Below are 20,717 nucleotides of genomic sequence, written 5' to 3'. Positions count from 1 at the left end.
AATAACTGGTCAGAAAAGGGGGCAAATTCAACAATGAGTTTTAGTGTAAAAGTTTAGATATTCTATCTATTAATTTAGTGTTACTGAGTTATCAAGTCTTAAAGTTTTGCTTGAGCTTAGTTTTTGGAACTAAGAAGCATTAACTTTTTGGCTTGTTAATCTGTTTAATTAGAATATCATATCAAGTTACAAATTGCAACATTCTGAGTTTTTTGTCTCGAAAAGCTATTTTTCATCATCGTAATCTATGACTATCACTGCAAATAACAACAAAAGAGCTGTTCTTCGTGTCCGTCCAGGGCAATTTGTCATCACACCAGCGATTGAGCAGGTAGTAATTCGGGCATTGCGCTATCTCGCATCAGGTTTTGCGATTCACTTACGTGGTCCAGCAGGGACAGGGAAAACAACCTTAGCCATGCACCTGGCTAACTGTCTGGATAGACCAATCATGTTAATTTTCGGAGATGATGAATTTAAAAGTTCTGATTTGATTGGTAGTGAATCGGGTTACACCCATAAAAAGTTACTGGATAACTACATTCACAGCGTTCTCAAAGTCGAAGACGAATTTAAACAAAATTGGGTTGATTCTAGACTAACTCTAGCTTGTCGAGAAGGCTTAACCTTGGTCTATGACGAATTTAACCGTTCACGACCAGAAGTGAATAACGTCTTGCTCTCTGCTTTAGAAGAAAAAATTCTGACTCTTCCTCCCAGTAGTAATCAGCCAGAATACCTGCACGTTCATCCCCAATTTCGGGCTATTTTCACCTCCAACCCAGAAGAGTACTACGGAGTCCATGCGACTCAGGATGCTTTAATCGATCGGTTGGTCACTATTAATATGCCAGAACCGGATGAGCTAACTCAAACTGAGATATTAGCTAATAAAACAGGCATCAATAGACCAGATGCTCACTTAATTGTGCAGTTGGTTAAAGCATTTCGCTCACGTACAGGTGGCGAGAAGACATCAGGATTGCGGTCTTGTTTGGTCATTGCTAAGGTATGTGCGGAACACAATATTTTGGTATCACCAGAAAATTCTGATTTTCGGGAAATTTGTGCAGATGTGCTGTTCAACCGCACTAAGTTGTCTACTAGCGAAGCTACAACGATTTTCCTAGAATTACTGAACCATCCAAGAGTACTGGCAGTAGAGGAATCGCACAATGGTATCACAGCAGAGGATACAGATGAGCGTCTTGAAGATAGCGAAGCGATCGCTGAAGGCGGATTCCCTACCATCATCGATTCTCATTTTAGTGATCTTCATCCAGAAGACCCAGAACATCCAGTTGTAGATAATTCTGTTCCTTTCGAGAAGGAAATTTATCAGTACTTACAACAGTGCAAAAGTGCAGCATTAGTTGTGATTCAAAAAGAATTCAACCTCAACCGGATCTCAGCAACTAATGCTCTTAATGCTTTAGAGCAAAAAAGATTAGTGAGTAAGAACAACCGTTTATATACCATTGAAGAGCCGAATTAATTGTGACTACCACCCCACTACACCCAACACGTCCTCAAATTAACTCAAATAGAGTAGTTCCTACATCTACGCAAGGCTCCACCTTGGCAGATATTCTCGAAAGAGTTTTAGATAAAGGAATTGTGATTGCTGGTGACATTTCTATATCTATTGCCTCAACTGAACTGATAAATATTCGGATTCGTCTGTTAATTTCTTCAGTTGATAAAGCTCGTGAGATGGGTATAAACTGGTGGGAAAGTGACCCATATCTCAGTACCAAAGCTCAACGTTTAGTTGAAGAAAACCAACAACTTCAACAACGGCTAGAAAGTCTAGAATCACAGCTACGTTTACTCACATCTGCAAATGTGAAAGATGAAGCTACATTCGCAGCGAATAATCAAGACGATTTCCAGCCGACATACGAAGTAAATGACCAATTGGAAAAGGATTCCCAAGTTGGGGCGTAATAAATTTTTGGAAATGTCAAAGTAATCCATGTCCAATTTATACCAAGATTAAGTCGAATTCAATACTTTTAGAAAAGGTAGATAGCATCATGGCAATGGTTTGTACTCCCTCTGAACAGTCTCCTGATTTGCTACCTACCACTTCTAAAGCTAACAGCAAAGCAGGTTTAGCTCCTTTACTTTTGACTGTAGTGGAACTAGTACGCCAGCTGATGGAAGCACAAGTAATTCGGCGTATGGAACAAAACTCTCTCAGCGAATCTGATTTAGAACGAGCAGGCGAAAGTTTGCAAAAGCTAGAAGAACAAGTTTTAAACTTGTGTGAGATTTTTGAGATTGAGCCAGCAGACTTGAATATAAATTTAGGAGATGTTGGTACTCTTTTGCCATCACCTGGATCTTATTATCCAGGTGAGATTGGGAATCAGCCTTCTATACTGGAACTACTAGACCGTCTTTTAAATACCGGAATTGTTGTGGACGGTGAAGTAGATTTAGGTATAGCTCAACTCAATCTCATTCATCTTAAGTTGCGGTTAGTTTTAACCTCAAGACCGTTGTAATTACAAAAAAGACTTACACAATTGGCACACTAGTACAAGAAGAGAGGTGGTCAATAGTCCACAATCAAAAGTTAAGTCAAGTTGGACTATTGACTCTTGATATTCTCATCAATAAATCTCTAATACTTGCGTAAATTCTGATAATTCCTTTAGTTTGGGTATTCTTTAGTTTTATGACATTTGGTCTTTACGTATACGGGATTTTTCCTGAGCCAATTCCAGAAACAGTTGCTCTTAAAGGATTGGATTCTCAACCTGTCTATAGTCAAGTAATCGATGGATTTACTTTTTTATATTCAGAGGCACAACAAGAAAAGTATTTAGCTTCTCGACGCAATTTAATCAACCACGAAAAAGTTCTAGAACAAGCTATGCAAGCTGGATTTAGAACCTTACTGCCTTTACGTTTTGGATTAGTTGTGAAAAATTGGGAAACAGTATCTACACAACTACTTCAACCATATAAAGAGCAGTTACAAGAGCTATTCCAAAAATTAGCTGGGCGCCGAGAGGTCAGTGTTAAGATTTTTTGGGACAGTAAGTATGAATTACAGGCCTTGATGGAGTCTCATAAAGACTTGAAAAACAAACGAGACCAAATGGAAGGAAAGACATTAAGTATGGAGGAGGTAATTCACATTGGACAATTAATTGAAAATAATTTAGCAATTCGCAAGGAATCAATAATTCAAGTGTTTTTTGATGAGTTAAAACCATTGGCAGATGAAATGATCGAAAATGCTCCAATGACAGAAGACATGATTTATAACGCTGCGTTTTTGATTCCTTGGGAACAAGAATCTATATTTAGCGAACAAGTCGAAGCGATTGATCAAAAATTTGGTGAACGTTTACGCATTCGCTACAACAACTTTACTGCACCTTATACTTTTGCTCAAATTGCTTCATAGGAGTCAAGATTATGCTAGGGAAAATCTTACTATTACCACTCATGGGCCCAATTAGTGGACTTGTGTGGATTGGAGAACAAATTCAAGAACGTACTAATACTGAGTTTGATGCTCAAGAAAATCTCCATAAACAATTATTAAGTCTGCAACTAAAATTTGATATGGGCGATTTTTCTGAAGAAGAATTTGATACTCAAGAAGAAGAACTTCTCTTAAAAATTCAAGCTTTGGAATTGGAGGAAGAGTCTCGCCTAGCTCTAGAAGCTGAAGATGATGAATCTGAAGATTATTCAGTACAATCTGAGTTTATAGATGTATCTAAAGAGAATGAAGTTTGCCAAGAGAAAGACGTATTTATAAAAGAATATGAAGATAATAAAAATTTAGTTTTATCACCATAATAACTAGTCATCACGATCTGTATAGCAATTCGATTTGATTACTATTCGCGGAGCGTGGCGTAGCCATACTTACTGGCATAGGGAAGGAACAAGGAAGAAAGGAGAGATGTGTACTGAGTCTTGTTCAAAAATTAAATAGGAGTCCCGTATATACTTATAACGGATGAAAAAACTAGAGGACAAAGGTAATAAATTAGTTTTTTGTTCAGCAGTGGATACTAAGCTTATAGCTACAAAAGTTAATTTATCTCTAGCTAGTTAATCTAGAAAATTAAACAATTAATAACCCGCTTTTGCGGGTTAGTTGTTTACTTTTTGTTCTTACTTTCAACTAACTTTTAAGGCTTTAGAGCTTAGTATTCAATATCAAAAGCCTTGTAGTTATTAGTTTCAAAGAAGATTTTTGGACGCGCTACTGGAGACTCAGAATTACGGAAATGCTTAATATTATTGTCTGTCGCATCTATCTGGCCTTGGAGTGTAGATAACCGTTTTGTAAGTATCACTTTTCGCTGATCAATAAAAACTAACTCTTGCTTAATCCTTTGTTTTTCTGTGATTAGCTTATAAAGCTCTAATTGATTGGATGCCTCAGATTGATTACGAGGCATTGTGCTAATTTTAGGTCTGGTTATTCCTTGGTTATGTATTCTTTTCATGGGGTTAACCTGGATATTTGATAGTATTATAACTAAAATTTTAAGAATATAAATATTTTCCTAAATCCCAGCATTTTTTTTATTTTTATGCCAATATGATTGTTTTAGTTACTGTGGATTAGATTGCCTAGTTTGTTATCTGGTTAAAATCATGCGATCGCAGAATTTATACACCTATGCATTTTTCAATACTCCTGATTTCCCTGTCAATTTGCCATCTGGCAATCTTGGTGAATTACTCTTGATTAATGGTAAGAATATTTCAGCTGTTGTAGAATCGGGAATATCTTTAGAATCAAGCCAAAATAACGATGAGCAAGTCATCAAAATGGTTTTAGCTCATGACCGTGTTATCTGTGAGCTATCTCGTCAGATGACAGTTTTACCTTTACGTTTTGGCACTTATTTTCTTTCTGAAGATACATTACTAAATCATATAGAATTCCATGCTCAGGAATATCAAGATAAGCTAAATAACATTCAGGGAAAAAACGAATATACTTTAAAGGTCATTCCCCAGAAAGTTGAAGAACTTGCCAAGCCATCTGGGGCAAATGGCAGAGATTATTTTTTGGCTAAAAAACAATATTATGAGCAGCAAAAAAGCTTTTTTGCTGCCCAAAATGAAGAAAAATTTCATCTAATTAATGTAATTACGGAAACTTATCAATCATCTGCGATCGTTCAAGATCATGCAGAAGAAGTACGGCTTCATCTTTTAGTCAATCGCTATGATCAAGCTTTACTTTTAGAACAAGTATTAAGCTTGCAAAAAAAATGTCCTCATTGGAATTTAATCTTGGGAGAACCTCTTCCTCCTTATCATTTTATTTAATTACAAGTTTTTCAGGGACTTTTCAATTATGAACTACTATGATTCATTACATCTAGTTATGTTTAGCGGCAAAGGTGGGGTTGGTAAAACTACCATTTCTTGCAGTTTTGCACGTTATTGGGCGCGAAAGTTCCCTCAAGAAAAAATTCTGTTAATCTCTACAGATCCGGCACATTCTTTAGGTGATGTATTGCAATCAGAAGTTAATGATATTGCCCTACCATTAACAGATTTACCTAACTTGAGTGTTCAAGCGCTGGATGCTCAAAAATTGTTGTTGGCATTTAAAGCCAAATATAGCCACTTTTTAGAAATGCTGGTAGAACGTGGTAGTTTAGCTGATGGAGCCGATTTAGCACCGGTATGGGATTTAAACTGGCCTGGCTTAAATGAATTAATGGGATTGCTAGAAATTGAACGTTTACTGTATGAAAAAAAGGTAGATCGTGTAGTTGTGGACATGGCTCCTTCTGGACATACCTTAAATTTATTAGGCTTAAAAGATTTTTTAGATGTTATTTTAAATTCCTTAGAATTGTTTCAAGAGAAATATCGAGTTATCACCAAAACTTTTAAAGGCAGTTATACGCCTGATGAAGTCGATAAATTTTTAGTAGACATGAAAACCGAATTAGCAGAAGGCAGACGCTTACTGCAAGACGAAAAATTTACAGGTTGTTTGGTCGTAGGTATTTCTGAACCTATGTGTTTTTTAGAAACTGAGCGGTTTTTAAATAGTTTAAAAACTTTAGAAGTTCCTTATGCCGGATTATTCATCAATCGAATTTTGCTAAATTCGGAGCTAGAGCCAGATCGTTATGCCGAACAGCAAAATCTCCTGAAAAAATACTTAGAACTTAGCCCTAATCACCCTGTTTTTATCTTACCGGAACAGAGGGTAGAACCTTTGGGCGACGTGGCTTTAGATTCTCTAGCAGCCCAAATTAAACAAATAGAAAGTGTTGAACTTGCTCCACCACCACTGATTCAATGGCCTGCTAAAGTTTTACCTAGCTTCCATGATTTTCTCAATGAAGGATGCAAATTAATTATTGTTGGTGGTAAAGGAGGTGTAGGTAAAACGACAGTAGCAGCCGCTATCGCTTGGGCTTCTTCCCAACAACATCCAGATAAAAAAATTCGGGTCATTTCTATAGACCCAGCGCATTCTTTAGGAGATGCTTTTGGGACAAAATTAGGACATGAGCCTATATCTTTAGCATCTAATTTGACTGGCCAAGAAATTGATGCTCATAAAGTTTTAGAAAAGTTCCGCGTAGATTATCTTTGGGAATTAGCGGATATGATTAGTGGTGAAGGTTCGCAAACAGATACAACATATAATGTTGCTTATGTTCCAGAGGCATGGCGGCAGATTATGTCTCAAGCTTTACCAGGTATTGATGAGATGCTAGCCCTAATTACTGTGATGGATTTATTAGACAGTAAGCAGCAAGATTTAGTTATTTTAGATACAGCACCAACTGGTCATCTTCTCCAATTTTTAGAAATGCCATCGGCTTTAGGTGATTGGTTATCTTGGATATTTAAATTGTGGATAAAATATCAAGATGTTTTGGGTAAAGTTGATTTAATTGGACGCTTACGACATTTACGCCAACAAGTTGTACAAGCGCAAAAGAATTTGAAAAATCCCCAACATACTCAATTTATTGGTGTAATTCAGTCGGAAGTGGCAATCATATCTGAACATATACGTTTAACAGAGTCTCTCAAAAATATGGGTGTTAACCAGCGTTATATAGTTCAGAATCGTTACAGTCGAGAGGTAGAAATTGATGGCAGTCTATTTCCAGAGCAAACTATGATTCGGCTACCTGGTTTACCCCGTTCTGTGGAGCCTATAGCCCGGATTAAAGGAGCTGCAAATCTTTTATTTGAAGTTGAGGAATTAACTAACAAAAAAAGATGAATACGACAAAATTAAAGTAGATTTTTGGAGTTATTGTATGAGTGATTTATTCAAGGGATTTGAGCAGTTAATTGAATTAGTTAAGACTTTAGAAGAAAAAGTAGAAAAGGGAGAAATTAAGACGGATTTCCAGATTAGCTCCCGTTCTATGAGCAATATTCCTCGGTCTGGGAATATGCCGCGTCCTAATAATATGGCTAACGATATTGGCACAAGTCGTATCCGCACCCAACCCTCTCCTAATTCTGATGCAGGGAATGGAGCTGCACCTGACATTGTTCCACCACCTGATTCTCCTTCTGGTAATGCTTTGAAAGATATCGGTGGGCTTAATGAGATTCTCAGAGAACTCAAAGAACTAATTGCTATTCCCTTAAAACGCCCCGATTTGCTAGCTAAACTGGGGCTAGAACCAACCAGGGGCGTACTTTTAGTTGGCCCTCCTGGTACTGGTAAAACTCTGACTGCGCGTGCTTTAGCTGAAGAACTCGGCGTTAATTACATTGCTATTGTGGGGCCGGAAATCATCGGTAAATACTACGGTGAAGCCGAGCAAAGACTGCGCGGTATCTTTGAGAAAGCTGCTAAGAATGCTCCTTGTATTATCTTCATTGATGAAATCGATAGCCTAGCTCCAGACCGCAATTCTGTAGAAGGTGAGGTGGAAAAACGCGTTGTGGCTCAACTATTGGGTCTGATGGATGGTTTTTCTCACAGTCCAGGTGTGATTGTTCTGGCTGCAACGAACCGCCCCGACCATCTTGACCCAGCTTTGCGTCGTCCTGGACGATTTGACCGCGAAGTGCAGTTTCGGATTCCAGATGCTAAAGGACGCAGAGATATTCTGGAAATTCTCACCCGTGCGATGCCTTTGGATGAGACGGTTAACCTAGATGTCATTGCTGAAGGGGCTGTAGGATTTGTGGGAGCAGACTTGAAAGCTGTTTGTCAAAAAGCTGCTTACATAGCCTTGCGTCGGCAAATTCCTTCGATTGAGGGACAAATCCCTGAAAACATGACGGTTAACCAAACTGACTTTTTGCAAGGACTCAAAGAAATTAAACCGGCTGTATTGCGGAGTGTGGAAGTGGAAGTTCCCCATATCGCTTGGGAAGATATTGGCGGTTTGGATAAGATTAAGGAAACTCTACGGGAATCAGTAGAAGGAGCGCTACTGTATCCAGAACTTTACCTGCAAACTAAAGCACTAGCACCCAAGGGAATCTTATTGTGGGGGCCACCGGGGACGGGTAAAACTTTATTGGCTAAAGCTGTCGCTTCCCAAGCCAAAGCTAATTTTATTAGTGTCAACGGCCCAGAATTACTCACCCGTTGGGTAGGTGCGAGTGAACAAGCTGTGCGCGAGTTATTTGCTAAGGCGCGTCAGGCGGAGCCTTGTGTAGTATTTATTGATGAAATTGATACTTTAGCCCCGGCACGCGGCAGTTACAATGGTGATTCGGGAGTGAGCGATCGCGTAGTCGGTCAATTACTCACTGAGTTAGATGGTATAGAAGTGGGAAGTACTATCTTGGTAATTGGGGCGACAAATCGACCTGATGCCCTTGATCCAGCTTTGTTACGAGCTGGACGATTGGATTTACAGATGAAGGTAGATTTACCAGATTTAGCTAGTCGCTTGGCAATTCTGCAAGTCCATAGTCAAGGACGACCCCTAGAAGATGTAGATTTAAACTATTGGGCAGAGATGAGCAAAGACTGGAATGGTGCAGATTTAACTTTACTGTGCAATCAAGCGGCGGTAGAAGCAATTCGGCGTTTCCGCTCCCAAGGGTTGACAGAGCCAACTGAAATCAGGATTACTACTGATGATTTCAATTATGCTTATCAGGTTCTAACTCAACAGCGCCCAGATTAGCTTTTTCTGAGATCAAAACATAGGTTTTTAGCGATTTATTAACGTAGGGGCAATTTATGAATTGCTCCTATGTTAACGTGAGTTCGATAAACCTCTCCCTGCCTTGAACTAAAGTTCAAGTCTGTCCCTCTCCGACTCGGAGAGGGACGGTTTTGCATAGTAAAACCTTCTTAGAGGTCTTTGTTACGGCTAATTAGACGGACACTATATGATTCCTCGAACTTACGTTACGTTAATAGTAAGTTTATGTCTTAATAATTCTGGTTCAATGCCTAAAGCACGCAATTGGGCGGTTAGGCGATCGGTGTGACTATTGGACATCTCCAGAAAAGAAAAAAGATCCCTCTCCAAACCTCTCTCCGTTTCGGGGAGAGGCTTTAAAACCCCCTTCCCTACAAGGGAAGGGGGGTTAGGTCTGCGTGCAAATTTGTGGTTTCTAAATCTTTTCCAGAGATGTCCAATAGACATCTCCAGAAATTAAATATGCGTTACCCAGAACCCTTGTAAAGACGTGGCAATGCTACGTCTCTACATTCTTTTTCGGAGTCTATTGGGGGAAGTGAATATAGAAGGTAGTACCGCGATGTCTGTGAGAGTTTACACCTTCACGCTCTAAAATAATATTGCCTTTTAGCTGTCTAACTAGATTTTTCACAATTCTTAAGCCTAAAGAGTTGCTATTTTCCCAATTTAATGTTTCGGAAATGCCAATACCATTATCTTTAACTACTAAATTTAATTGTTTTTCTGAGGATTGTTCGAGACAAATTGTAATATTGCCTTTCTCTTGTTCGGAAAATGCATACTTTAGACAATTAGAAACCAATTCGTTAATTATCAATCCGCAGGGAATAGCTGTATCAAGTGGTAATTTAATCCCATTAGTTTCTATATTGAGAACAATATTTTTTTGACTGACTCCATAGGAGCGAAATAAGCTATCTATCAGACTTTTGATATAGTTGTCAAAGTTGATTTCATAAATATCTGCTGACTGATACAGTTGCTCATGAATCAAAGCCATTGACTGTACGCGATCTTGAGATTCTTTAAACATCGACAAAGTTGTTTCATCGTCAGAACGTCTAGATTGCATCCTGAGCAGACTGGAAATAATTTGCAGGTTGTTTTTTACTCGATGGTGAATTTCTTTAAGTAATGTTTCTTTTTCTTCTAGCGATCGCTGAATTTGTTCTACTGATTTTTTGCGCTCGCTAATATCAGACAATCGCACCAAATTAATCGTCTTCCCTGCGACAGTAATTCGTTTAGTTGCTAAATTCCCCCAAAATAAATTCCCTTTGCGGGTGACATATTCAATTTCCCGACTCCAAGAAGATTTTTGATTCAGTTCTTGTATAATCTCAGCCAATTCTTGGGGAGTAAATTGGTAACGTTGCAGTGTATTCCCCTGAATATTAATTAATTCTTCCTTTTCTGAAACCTCAAATAACTCAACTGCACGGCGATTGCAATCAAAAATCAAATAGGTATCGCTGTCTACTAAGAAAAGAGCATCGGTTGATTCGTTAAAGATTGCTTCTCGCAAATCACGGTGGTGATTAACTTCTGATTCAATTTCTTTGCGAATGGTGATATCTGTCAGGGTTCCTATATAGCCGACAAGCGTACCACTGGGGTTGTTTTCGAGTACTATCTGCATATAGAACCAGGAGATGCAACCATCTGGACGCAAATATTTGACCTCTTGCCGACAGGTTTCATGCAGCTTACATCTTGTTTCAAAGGGGTCAGAGCAGTCCATCAACAGGCGATCGCACTCTTCTAAATGTATATTTTCTAACCACCCTTTTCCCAACGCTGCTGCTGTTGGTTTACCCATCATCAGACCCCAGCGCTCGTTGACGTAGATACAATTACTAGCAGCATCAAGGCGGAAAATAGCAACTGGGGCTGCTTCTGTCAAGGTAGCATAAAGGTGTTCACTCTCCCGCAGAGCTAACTCTACTTGTTTGCGATCGGTAATATCATAGTTAATGCCAACCATGCGCTGTGGTTCACCCCGCTCATTGTGTTGAATTAGAGCAGAGGCTTTAATAAAGCGGATACTGCCATCGGCAAGAATAATCCGAAACTCCGTATCAAGTTCTTTTACCCGCTCTACAGCATTTTGAAAAGTAGTTTCTGCTACAGTTCGATCATCTGGATGGAGCCTATTTGCCCAGTCTTGATACGCTAAAATCACGTCAGACCGTTGTAAATCATACAGTTCATACATTCGATCATCCCAGTCGAGAGCGTGGATCATATCCCAGTCCCAAATACCAATATTGGCTGACTTGAGCGCCAAGCCCAATCGATCTGAAAGGTTGCGTAGTTGTTCTTCAGTTTGCTTACGTTTGGTGATATCAAAGATAGTGCCAATTAATTGACATGGTTGATCGTTAATATCTAAGATGAATTCGCCTTGTGATAGTAAATAACCCAAACTTCCATCTGCTCGATAAAAACGATACTCTATTTCATAAGGCTGTCCCTGTTCCATTGCTTCTAGCAAAACCAAATCACGGCGATCGCGATCGTCTGGATGAATGTAATTGAGCATTTCGTTGTAGCTTGGTGTCCCAGACTCAGGATTACAACCAAATATGCGAAATACTTCTTCTGACCAGATTAATTGTTGCGTGTGTAAATCCATCTCCCAACTACCCAGATTTGCAATCCGTTGTGCAGATTCGAGGTTAGCCGCATTTTTGCGGAGTTGAGCTTCAATTTGTTTTTGCTGGGTGATATCTTTGGCAATCCCCACACCCCCGATAATTTGTCCTTCTAGATTACACAGGGGTTTAACCGATAGAGCAACAGGAAAGCGCGAACCGTCTTTACGAATGAAAGTTAATTCTACCTCGCAATTATCTTGCTGGGTTTTCAGCATAGATAAATCTCCAAAGGGAATTTCCCTGCCCATCTCCCGCGAGAGTGCATCTGAAAGTTGCTTGAGTTCCTCTGGATCGTGAAACCTGTTTATTGTTAACTGACCAATAACCTCATCGGCTGTATAACCCAACATCTTCTGAGCAGCCAGGTTAAAAGTTTGAATTATTCCCTCGGAATTGGTAGAAATAATGGCATAATCGATGCTAGCTAAAATAGCTTGTTTCAGTCTGGTAACGGTTAATAATGCTGCTTCCGTTTGCTTGCGTTTGCTAATATCCGTTGCCGAGCCACTCATGCGAATGGCATTGCCGAATTCATCCCACAATGCCTGACCCCGGTCTAATATCCAAATATAAGAGCTATCTTTGCATTTTATCTGGTATTCTTCTTGGAAAAAGGGTGTTTTATGGGCTAAATGGTTAGTCAGCGCCTTCATAATGCGATCGCGATCGTCGAGATGAATTCGGCTTGACCATGCTTCAAAATTGTGGATAAGTTCATTCTCAGCAAAGCCCAGCATTTCTTCCCAACGAGCCGAGAAGAAAACTTCACTAGTTTTGATGTTCCAATCCCAGATACCATCATTGCTGCCTCGTAGTGCCAAATGCCAACGTTCTTCACTTTCGCGTAAAGCCGCCGTGCGTTCTTCAACTCTGGCTTCGAGTTCTTGATTTAGTTGTTGCAATGCCTGTTCTGCACGAATTTTATCGCTAATATCAACTGCAATGCCACCAACCATTAATTGCTCGGTCGTTGCTGGTAAAGGGAATTTATAGACTAAGAAATCGCCCAGTGTACCATCTGGTTTAGGAGCCTGTTCAATGGTTTCTAGGATTTGCTGAGTTTGTGCAACCTGGTGAATATTATCCAAAAACTGCTGGGCTATTTCCGCCGGATACACCTCAAAAACTGTCTTGCCAATCACATCCTCTAGCTTTCCACTTGGTAGTTGAAAGGTACGGAGGTAAGTCTGGCTCAGATAGAGCATCCGAGCATTTTCATCGGTAATCCAAGAAGCGGCGGGACTATTATTCATGAACGCCTGAAAGCGAGCTTCACTTTCTTTAAGGGCGACTTCTGCATGTTTGCGTTCAGTGATGTCCTTATCTACACCACTCATCCGCACAGGATTACCCTTTTGGTCATAAAAGACACGACCTCTACCTAGCGCCCAATGTAGAGTACCATCTAATTTGATAAATCGAAATTCGATGTTGTAATCTTCTCGCTCATAGACAGCACGATTAATTGCTAGTACAACTGACTCGCGATCGTCCGGGTGGATCGTCGTCATAAATGTTTCATACTGACCATCGAAGGTTCCGGGAACCATACCAAAAAGTTTTTCCAAGTTCGCCGACCAGTGAATTTCTCCTGTGGTAATATTCCAGTCCCAGTTACCCATACGCGCAGCTTCTAGAGCCAGACTCAACCGCTCCTCATTTTGCCGCAGGGCTTGCTCTACTTGCTTACGTAAGCAAAACTCGTCGTAGACATCGCTAATATCTACACACGAGCCAATATAGCCAAGAAACTCTCCTTCACGGGTGAAACGAGGAGTGCCAGTGTCCAAAATCCAACGATATTTTCCATCAAAGCGTTCGAGGCGATATTCCATTTGAAAATGTTGGCGCGCATCAAAGGCATTGATATAAGTATCTAAACAATCTTGTAAGTCATCGGGATGTACTCTTTGCGCCCAACCATCGCCTACCTCTTCTTCTAAGGTTTTACCAGTAAATTCTAGCCAGGTTTTATTGAAGTATTGACAAGCTTTATCCAATCCAGCCATCCAAATCAGTACCGGAGCAGTATCAGCCATCTGCCGAAACCGTTGTTCGCTCTCTCGCAGAGTTGCTTCTACTCGTTTTCGTTCTTGCAGTTCTGTTTGTACTTGCTGATATGCACTGGCTTGCTGAATGGCGATCGCTATTTGCACGGCCAACTGATCCAACAAGTCAAGTTCAAATGACTGCCAATGACGGGGTGCAGTACATTGGTGGGCAATTAATAATCCCCATAAGTTATTTGTCACCAAAATAGGTACTATCAGACAGGCTTTGACTTCAAATTGCTCTAATAGCTGCAAATGACAAAGCGTTAAGCCTGCCTGATTTATATCGTCAATTGCCCGTTTTTTTCCTTGGTGATAATCGGCTCCAGCACCATCTTTAAAGCAATCATCTTGAATTCCCGCTCCCATCGCCACTGTCCAACCGGGAAGTATAGACTCCGCCACCACAGTTCCGCTCATATCAGGCTGAAATTGATAAATCACCACCCTGTCTGTCTGAAGAAACTGGCGCACTTCTGCGGCTGTAGCAGTCAAAATTTCTTCTAGATCGAGGGACTGACGAATCCGTAAAGCGATCGCCGCCATCAGTTGTTGTTGTTGCCGACTTTGTTCTAACTGCTGAGTCAGCAACTTCAGTTCCACGGCATGATGAATGGCACTTTGCAAGATTTCCGGTGTGAGATAATTTTTCACCAAATAATCCTGAGCGCCTTTTTTCATGGCACGGACAGCGATCGTCTCGTCTCCTTGTCCTGTGAGCATAATGACGGCAGATTGGCTATTATTCAGGTTTTCTCTCAGGTTTTGCAGAAATCCTAATCCATCGTCATCGGGCAATAAATAATCCAGCAAAATTACATCTGGTATCTGTTCCTGACACGATGTCATCGCCTGTTTTGCTGTCTGAAACTCTAAAATATTATATATATACAATGCATCCTGTTGTAAATACTGATGATATATCTCCCGATCTTCGGCACAATCATCAATCACTAGAATAGTTAGGTAGGAACGATGACTCATAAATCACACATATAAACGCGATCGTATTTCATCAAAAAATTGAAATTCTCTATTTGCCAGATTCAAAAGTTTTCTGATATCGAGTCAACCATGAATAGGGTATTGAAAACAGAATAAATAAAATTCCTGAAGTATTAATACTGACACAACTCTCTATAAAAAAAGTTGTATATCGAGTTTTCAGTATAGTTGAAAATATGTACGTTTTTTTTACAAAGCCTCAGAACGATTGGAAACAAAAATTAAAGTTTTTCAAGCAAATCAGTTGCTTACTCCACCTGCTTTTTGGATAATGCACTATTTAGCTAAAAAGAATACTTAAATAGGTAGGCGAGAAAATTTATAACTATATAATTGCGAACTCAGTGAAGCGAAGTGTTCGCGTAGCGTCTCTAAGACTTGCAGTCACAAGGGTTTCAAGCATTTTGTATTTGGTTACATAGTTGGGTTGATTTGTGCCTACCTACTTACTTACTAATACTATAGCAATCCTATTTGATTTGTGAATCACTCGTAGGGAGAGGGAATATGGAATAGGGAATATGGAATAGGGAATATGGAATAGGGAATATGGAATAGGGAAGAAAGATGTACTAAGTTTTGTTCAAAAATTAAATAGGAGTCCTATATAAACTACAAATATTTCAAGCTATTTTACCGACCGAAACAAAAGGGAAGTATACTAAATACAAGCATCTTGAAAAAGCTAGTCGTAAAGCTTACCTCATGGCGGTTTAGCAAGTAGCTGTGAGATCCAAGATTCAATGACTGCAACAATCTGTAGATCCTTTACTGCAAGGATCAGGCGATTTAATAGAAGAGGGCAAAAAATATAAACAAGATTAATCATTTTTGTTCGTGAATATTATGACTTTGTTGGCAAAAGTTAGCAAAATATAATTTAACAATTGGACTGCCAATAAAAAACCGTTTCTTTGAAAAATGTTAGGTTTGGATTTAACTTCGTTCTACACAACCTAGTAAATAATCAAAGTTTCAGTAATTTCCTACCAAAGTCATATTATTTGCAAACAACTATTTTTTGTCCGAAGTCCAAATACTAAAACAGACAATACATCTCAAGTAATGACAAAAATCTTAGTAATTGAAGACCAGGAAGATATCCGTAGCGTTATTGTAGAAATGCTGACTGCCGAAAATTTCTATGTTATGGATGCAGAGAACGGACAAGTCGGCATTAAATTACTACAAGCAGAAATTCCAGATTTGATTATCTGCGACATTACAATGCCTAAGTTAGATGGATATGAAGTCGTTAGTTGGTGTCGTGAAAATCCAGAAACTGAAGCAATTCCTTTCATATTTATTACAGCTAAAGCTTCTCAGAGTGATATCCGTCAAGGCATAGAATTAGGTGCAGATGATTATCTGGTTAAGCCATTTACAAGAGCAGATTTACTGGGTGCAATAACAGCAAGATTTGAAAAGCAAGAAATAATTAATAGACAAACTCAAAGAAAAATAAACAAATATTATAACTCTATCACTCAATCGACTAGCAACGAGTTGTGTAATCCTCTTCAGGAGATTATGTCTATTTCCAAGAAGCTGATAGATAACTATGAATTAATAGATAAAGATGAAATATTAAAAAATCTCAAAGAAATTTATAGTTTAAGCCAAAGATTACAGGAAATAAATCCAAATAAATCATGAATCATACCCAAATTTTGATAGTTGAAGATGAGCAGTTAGTTGCTGATGACCTGAGAGAAACTCTAGAACACTTGGGATATAATGTCTCTGCTTTAGTTGCATCAGGAGAAGAGGCTATTTTAATAGCAGAAACTTTGCAGCCAGATTTAGTACTAATGGACATCAGGCTAGAGGGCGAAATGGATGGAATAGAAGCCTCTTTAGAAATCCAGTCTCGCTTTAATTTACCTGTAGTTTACCTAACTGCTAATGCCGATCGAGCGACACTAGAACGAGCTAAGATTTCCCAACCTTTTGGTTATATTTTAAAACCATTTGATGAAAGAATACTAGCTACCACAATTGAGATGGCTCTTTCCCGACACCAAGCAGAGATTGAAGTTAAGAAAGCGCTGGTTGCTGCCAAAACTAATCAGCAAATTGCTGAGTCCAAAAATCAGATAAAATCTCAGCACTTTTACATGGCAGCACATGAATTTCGTAACCGTTTGACCACAATTCAGCTTAGTACTGAAATGTTGAAAGCCTATGGAAATCAGATGTCAGAGCAAAGAAAACAAAATCATATCAACGGCATTGATTCTGCCACCCATAGCTTAACAAATCTTTTAGAGAATATACTCACACTAGGCAGATCCGAATCTAACAGTTTTCTATTTAACCCCACACCAATAGATGTGGTAAATTTCTGTACAGAAATAGCTGAATCTTTGCGGTTTACACTTAAAGATCAGTATGAAGTTAGCTTTTTAGCAAATGCCGAAAGTTATATTGCCTGTTTAGATGAACAGCTACTATGGCATTTACTAAATAACTTACTTTCCAACGCAGTGAAGTACTCTTCAAAAGGTAGTACAATCTCGTTATCCCTAACTTGCGAAGAGAATAGTGTGTGTTTTCAAGTAACAGACCAAGGAATAGGGATTCCAGCAGAATCTCAAGCTAAACTATTTGAACCTTTTCAACGTGCTACCAATGTTGCTACAATTCCAGGTTCAGGATTAGGGCTAGCAATTGTTAAGCAATGTGTGGATCTGCACAAAGGCACAATACACGTAGATAGTACGCTATGTAAAGGAACAAGTTTTGTAGTTAGACTTCCATTGAAAGTAGATTCTGTATCTGTTTAATATTGATAAATAAATTGATTACTTAACAAAAATTCACTATAAGCTTATTTAATCTTAATTAAGATTATCTGAATTAATGAAAATTAAATGGCATATTTGGAAATTCTGTCTCTCTAGATAAGTTTATCGAACTAAGTTTTTAAAAAATTCAACTATATTTTTCTGTTTTTTATTGACAAAGAGCAACACCATACACTAGTATAAATAATTCACTTGTCGCTAATTTAAAAAATTGAATACAATTGATGTCAATTAATTCTTTAATTGAATAAATTTCTGATATCAGCATGGCCAAACGATCTCTCCAAGCTTCAGATGAAGGTATTAGAAAAGCCAAGCAGGCTTTTAATCATAAAGGTTGGACACAAGAATATCTTGCAAGTCAAGTTGGTTTAGACAGCCGCCAACCAATTTGGAAGTTTTTTACTGGCAAACCTGTTGCCCGTCAAATATTCCATGAAATTTGCTTGAGTCTAGCACTAGAACCAGAAGATATTGTTCAAAAACTGGAATTTGAACCAGATGAAGACTTAGCATCTCAGCAGATAATGGAAAGTAAAAATTCTACTATCATTGACCCTTTAGTGATTAAAGTACGTGCTGCTCACTCGGAAAAAATTCAACACCAATGTGGTACGATGCGGTTGCTAGATGTTGCTCGTACTGTAGAATTAGATGAATTATTTGTTGAGGTAAATGTAGTAGAAGAAATTAACAGTCAAAGATGGCTAGATATTTCAGATTTACAAAAATTTGATAATAAAGCTTTAGATAAATTTGACTCCGAGGAAGTTAGTACTAAGAAAATTACAGGTTTACAAGCTATTGAAAAATCTTCTAAGCTTATCTTACTTGGAAAGCCAGGAGCAGGAAAAACTACTTTTTTACAATCAATTGCTATCCTTTGTAATCAAGGTAAATTTCAGACTCAAAGGGTTCCTATTTTTATTAGTCTGAAAGATTTTGCTGAAAACATGGATTATGATGATAAAAATTATTTATTAAGCTATTTAATTCAAGAATTTAGCATTTGCAAAATAACTCAACAAGAATTAGAATATCTACTTCATGAAGGTAAAGCTTTAATTTTGCTAGATGGTTTGGATGAAATCGCCGATAAAAATAGTGATAGAATCAATAAAGTAATTAGCAATTTTTTGGATATTTTTTATAAAAATATAGTAATTATTACTTGTAGGATTGCATTTAGACATCAGAAATTTAAAGGGTTTGCTGAAGTAGAAATTGCTGAGTTTACAAAATTACAAATTTCAACTTTTGCTAACAAATGGTTTGCAGCATTTGCTAAAAATAATCTCCGTTTAAGAAAAACATTAGCCTCTAAATTTATTGATACAATAGCGCTTCCCGAAAATCGACTGGTTCAAAACCTAGCATCTACACCTCTTTTACTAAATCTCACTTGTTTAGTTTTTCAATATTTAGGCGATTTTCCGACTAAGCGTTCCGAAATTTATCAACAAGGATTAGAGTTATTACTGGTACGTTGGGATGAAGCAAGAGGTATAAAAAGAGATGAGGTTTACCGTAATTTAACTTTAACTCAGAAAATTAAATTACTTAGTTATATAGCTGCTATTTCTTTTGAAACAGGGGATTACTTTTTTGAAGAAAGTAAAATTTGTCAATTAATAGCTGACTATCTCTATTTGCTACCCAATGCACCGACTGATATAGAAGATTTACAAGTAAATAGTAAAGCTGTACTTCAAGCAATTGAGTTACAGCATGGATTATTAGTTGAACAAGCTAGAGGGATTTATTCTTTTTCTCATTTAACATTTCACGAATACTTCACTGCGAGGAACTTTGTTGCTAATGGCGATCAAAAAACATTAGAACAAGTTGTCAATCATTTGTTTGATAAACGCTGGCGTGAAGTTATTTTGCTTACATCTGAAATGCTCAGATCGTTTGATAATTTATTCCAGTTAATGAAGCAACAAATTGAGAAATTAGCTGTTAGAGATGAAACATTAAAGCGTTTTCTTACTTGGGTGCTGCAAAAGTCTTCAACAGTTACCTCAGATTGTCATCCATCTGCTATCCGTGCTTTTTACTTTACCCTCGTCCTACCTCCTCATTATTTTTTATCGCGCAATCAAACTCTAGCTATATCTTTAGATAACCATCTTGCTGGAAAATTAGCTGATGATTTAGCTTTAGACTTAGCTTTAATCCATATCCTTGCCGTTAGCCTAGCTTTGACTCCAGAGATTTTTTGTAAGCGCATCTCTGCTATAAAATTAGCTCTTGATATTGATTATTTATTACAAGATCATACATCTTTATATGAATCTCTGCAATACCTCAAAAATGAATTGCCTAGTTCACAACAAGATAGAGAGATATTAAAAGCATGGTGGCAATCTAACGGGCAATCATGGACTACACAATTAAATGAAGCGATCACAATTAACCGACAGATAGGCTATAATTGGGAATTTAGTGATGAACAGTTACAGTTAATTCAGCAATACTGGGAGGCAAACAGTTTACTAGTATATTGCTTCAGCACTGCTAGTAATGTTACTCCCAAGTTACGAGAGATGATTGAGGAGACTTTGATTTTACTGCCAGATACAACGATGACAACACAGTAAGTAACAATCGAACTTCCAGAAACTATCTTTCGCCAATTGGTTCGTATTGCTGAGGCAACTCATCAACCCGTAGAAGCACTTGTAACGCAGAGTGCGATCAGCAACTTGCCGCCTTTTATGGAAAATGCCCCAACCAACATACAGCCAGAACTGTTGAGGATGCAAATCGTGGACAAGGACGAATTAACAATTCAAAATTCAAAATTCAAAATTCAAAATGACGCTCGTGACGCTCGATGACTCGCTTGCCGCTGGCGCTATCGCTCTTAGCGTCTCCCTTTGGGAGAAGACTCGCTCTAAGCGTTGGCGGAGCCTCTCGTAGAGAAGGCTTTACGCTGCGCTAACAAAACGTGAGTTCGACAAGTCTTATTTGACCTCTCCCCCAGCCCCTCTCCGACACGGAGAGGGGAGCAAAAAGCTTAATTTTTCGTTGCTCCTCCCT

Annotated in this window: 14 protein-coding genes; 12 read left to right on the top strand and 2 right to left on the bottom strand. The window is 38.5% G+C overall.

The features are described from left to right. The first annotated feature begins 247 nt into the window (after window positions 1-247). The 5 genes from gvpN (at window position 248) to V7L07_RS17235 (ending at window position 3,822) form a co-directional block, all read left to right on the top strand. Complete coding sequence (gvpN, locus tag V7L07_RS17255; RefSeq protein WP_335059809.1) at window positions 248-1,495, top strand: gas vesicle protein GvpN; 1,248 nt, start codon at window positions 248-250, stop codon at window positions 1,493-1,495. Window positions 1,496-1,497: 2 nt separating this feature from the next. Then, window positions 1,498-1,947, top strand: a complete 450-nt coding sequence (locus V7L07_RS17250) for a gas vesicle protein (RefSeq protein WP_335059807.1) — start codon at window positions 1,498-1,500, stop codon at window positions 1,945-1,947. A 95-nt stretch (window positions 1,948-2,042) separates the two neighbouring features. Then, window positions 2,043-2,510, top strand: coding sequence for a gas vesicle protein K (locus tag V7L07_RS17245; RefSeq protein ID WP_335059917.1), 468 nt, complete (start codon window positions 2,043-2,045; stop codon window positions 2,508-2,510). A 173-nt stretch (window positions 2,511-2,683) separates the two neighbouring features. After that, window positions 2,684-3,421: a GvpL/GvpF family gas vesicle protein gene (locus V7L07_RS17240; RefSeq protein WP_335059805.1), complete on the top strand. Its 738-nt coding sequence runs from the start codon at window positions 2,684-2,686 to the stop codon at window positions 3,419-3,421. A gap of 11 nt (window positions 3,422-3,432) precedes the next feature. Further along, entirely contained in the window at window positions 3,433-3,822 is a 390-nt protein-coding gene (locus V7L07_RS17235) for a gas vesicle protein GvpG (protein WP_335059803.1), read from the top strand. Between the two features lie 353 nt (window positions 3,823-4,175). Here V7L07_RS17235 and V7L07_RS17230 read toward each other — a convergent pair whose 3' ends face one another. After that, complete coding sequence (locus tag V7L07_RS17230; RefSeq protein WP_335059801.1) at window positions 4,176-4,433, bottom strand: gas vesicle protein; 258 nt, start codon at window positions 4,431-4,433, stop codon at window positions 4,176-4,178. A 199-nt stretch (window positions 4,434-4,632) separates the two neighbouring features. On the opposite strand from V7L07_RS17230, the gene V7L07_RS17225 reads away from it, so the two are divergent. The 3 genes from V7L07_RS17225 to V7L07_RS17215 are packed head-to-tail and all read left to right on the top strand — an operon-like array spanning window position 4,633 to window position 9,128. Then, complete coding sequence (locus V7L07_RS17225; RefSeq protein WP_335059799.1) at window positions 4,633-5,316, top strand: GvpL/GvpF family gas vesicle protein; 684 nt, start codon at window positions 4,633-4,635, stop codon at window positions 5,314-5,316. 28 nt (window positions 5,317-5,344) lie between these two features. Then, complete coding sequence (locus V7L07_RS17220; protein WP_335059797.1) at window positions 5,345-7,249, top strand: ArsA family ATPase; 1,905 nt, start codon at window positions 5,345-5,347, stop codon at window positions 7,247-7,249. 37 nt (window positions 7,250-7,286) lie between these two features. Then, window positions 7,287-9,128 (top strand): AAA family ATPase, encoded by a 1,842-nt coding sequence (locus V7L07_RS17215; protein ID WP_335059795.1) that lies wholly within the window; start codon window positions 7,287-7,289, stop codon window positions 9,126-9,128. A 547-nt stretch (window positions 9,129-9,675) separates the two neighbouring features. Here V7L07_RS17215 and V7L07_RS17210 read toward each other — a convergent pair. Then, window positions 9,676-14,844 (bottom strand): PAS domain S-box protein, encoded by a 5,169-nt coding sequence (locus V7L07_RS17210; protein ID WP_335059793.1) that lies wholly within the window; start codon window positions 14,842-14,844, stop codon window positions 9,676-9,678. Between the two features lie 1,086 nt (window positions 14,845-15,930). Between V7L07_RS17210 and V7L07_RS17205 the strand changes: the two genes are divergently transcribed. From V7L07_RS17205 to V7L07_RS17190, 4 genes are all read left to right on the top strand, one after another. Further along, the gene (locus V7L07_RS17205; RefSeq protein WP_335059791.1) at window positions 15,931-16,521 is read left to right on the top strand and encodes a response regulator; all 591 of its coding nucleotides are present in this window, start codon (window positions 15,931-15,933) and stop codon (window positions 16,519-16,521) included. Continuing rightward, a complete protein-coding gene (locus tag V7L07_RS17200) occupies window positions 16,518-17,651 on the top strand; it encodes a hybrid sensor histidine kinase/response regulator (protein ID WP_335059789.1) in 1,134 nt (377 codons plus the stop codon). The genes V7L07_RS17205 and V7L07_RS17200 overlap by 4 nt, the downstream gene beginning before the upstream one ends. Window positions 17,652-17,938: 287 nt before the next feature. Continuing rightward, window positions 17,939-20,275 (top strand): NACHT domain-containing protein, encoded by a 2,337-nt coding sequence (locus V7L07_RS17195; RefSeq protein WP_335059787.1) that lies wholly within the window; start codon window positions 17,939-17,941, stop codon window positions 20,273-20,275. 36 nt (window positions 20,276-20,311) lie between these two features. Beyond that, a complete protein-coding gene (locus V7L07_RS17190) occupies window positions 20,312-20,515 on the top strand; it encodes a hypothetical protein (RefSeq protein ID WP_335059785.1) in 204 nt (67 codons plus the stop codon). Window positions 20,516-20,717: the final 202 nt, after the last annotated feature.

The sequence above is a fragment of the Nostoc sp. genome, assembly GCF_036916985.1.
Taxonomy (GTDB): Bacteria; Cyanobacteriota; Cyanobacteriia; order Cyanobacteriales; family Nostocaceae; genus Nostoc.
The sequence above is the reverse complement of the archived record's forward strand: the minus strand, read 5'-3'. Positions and strand labels throughout refer to the sequence as shown.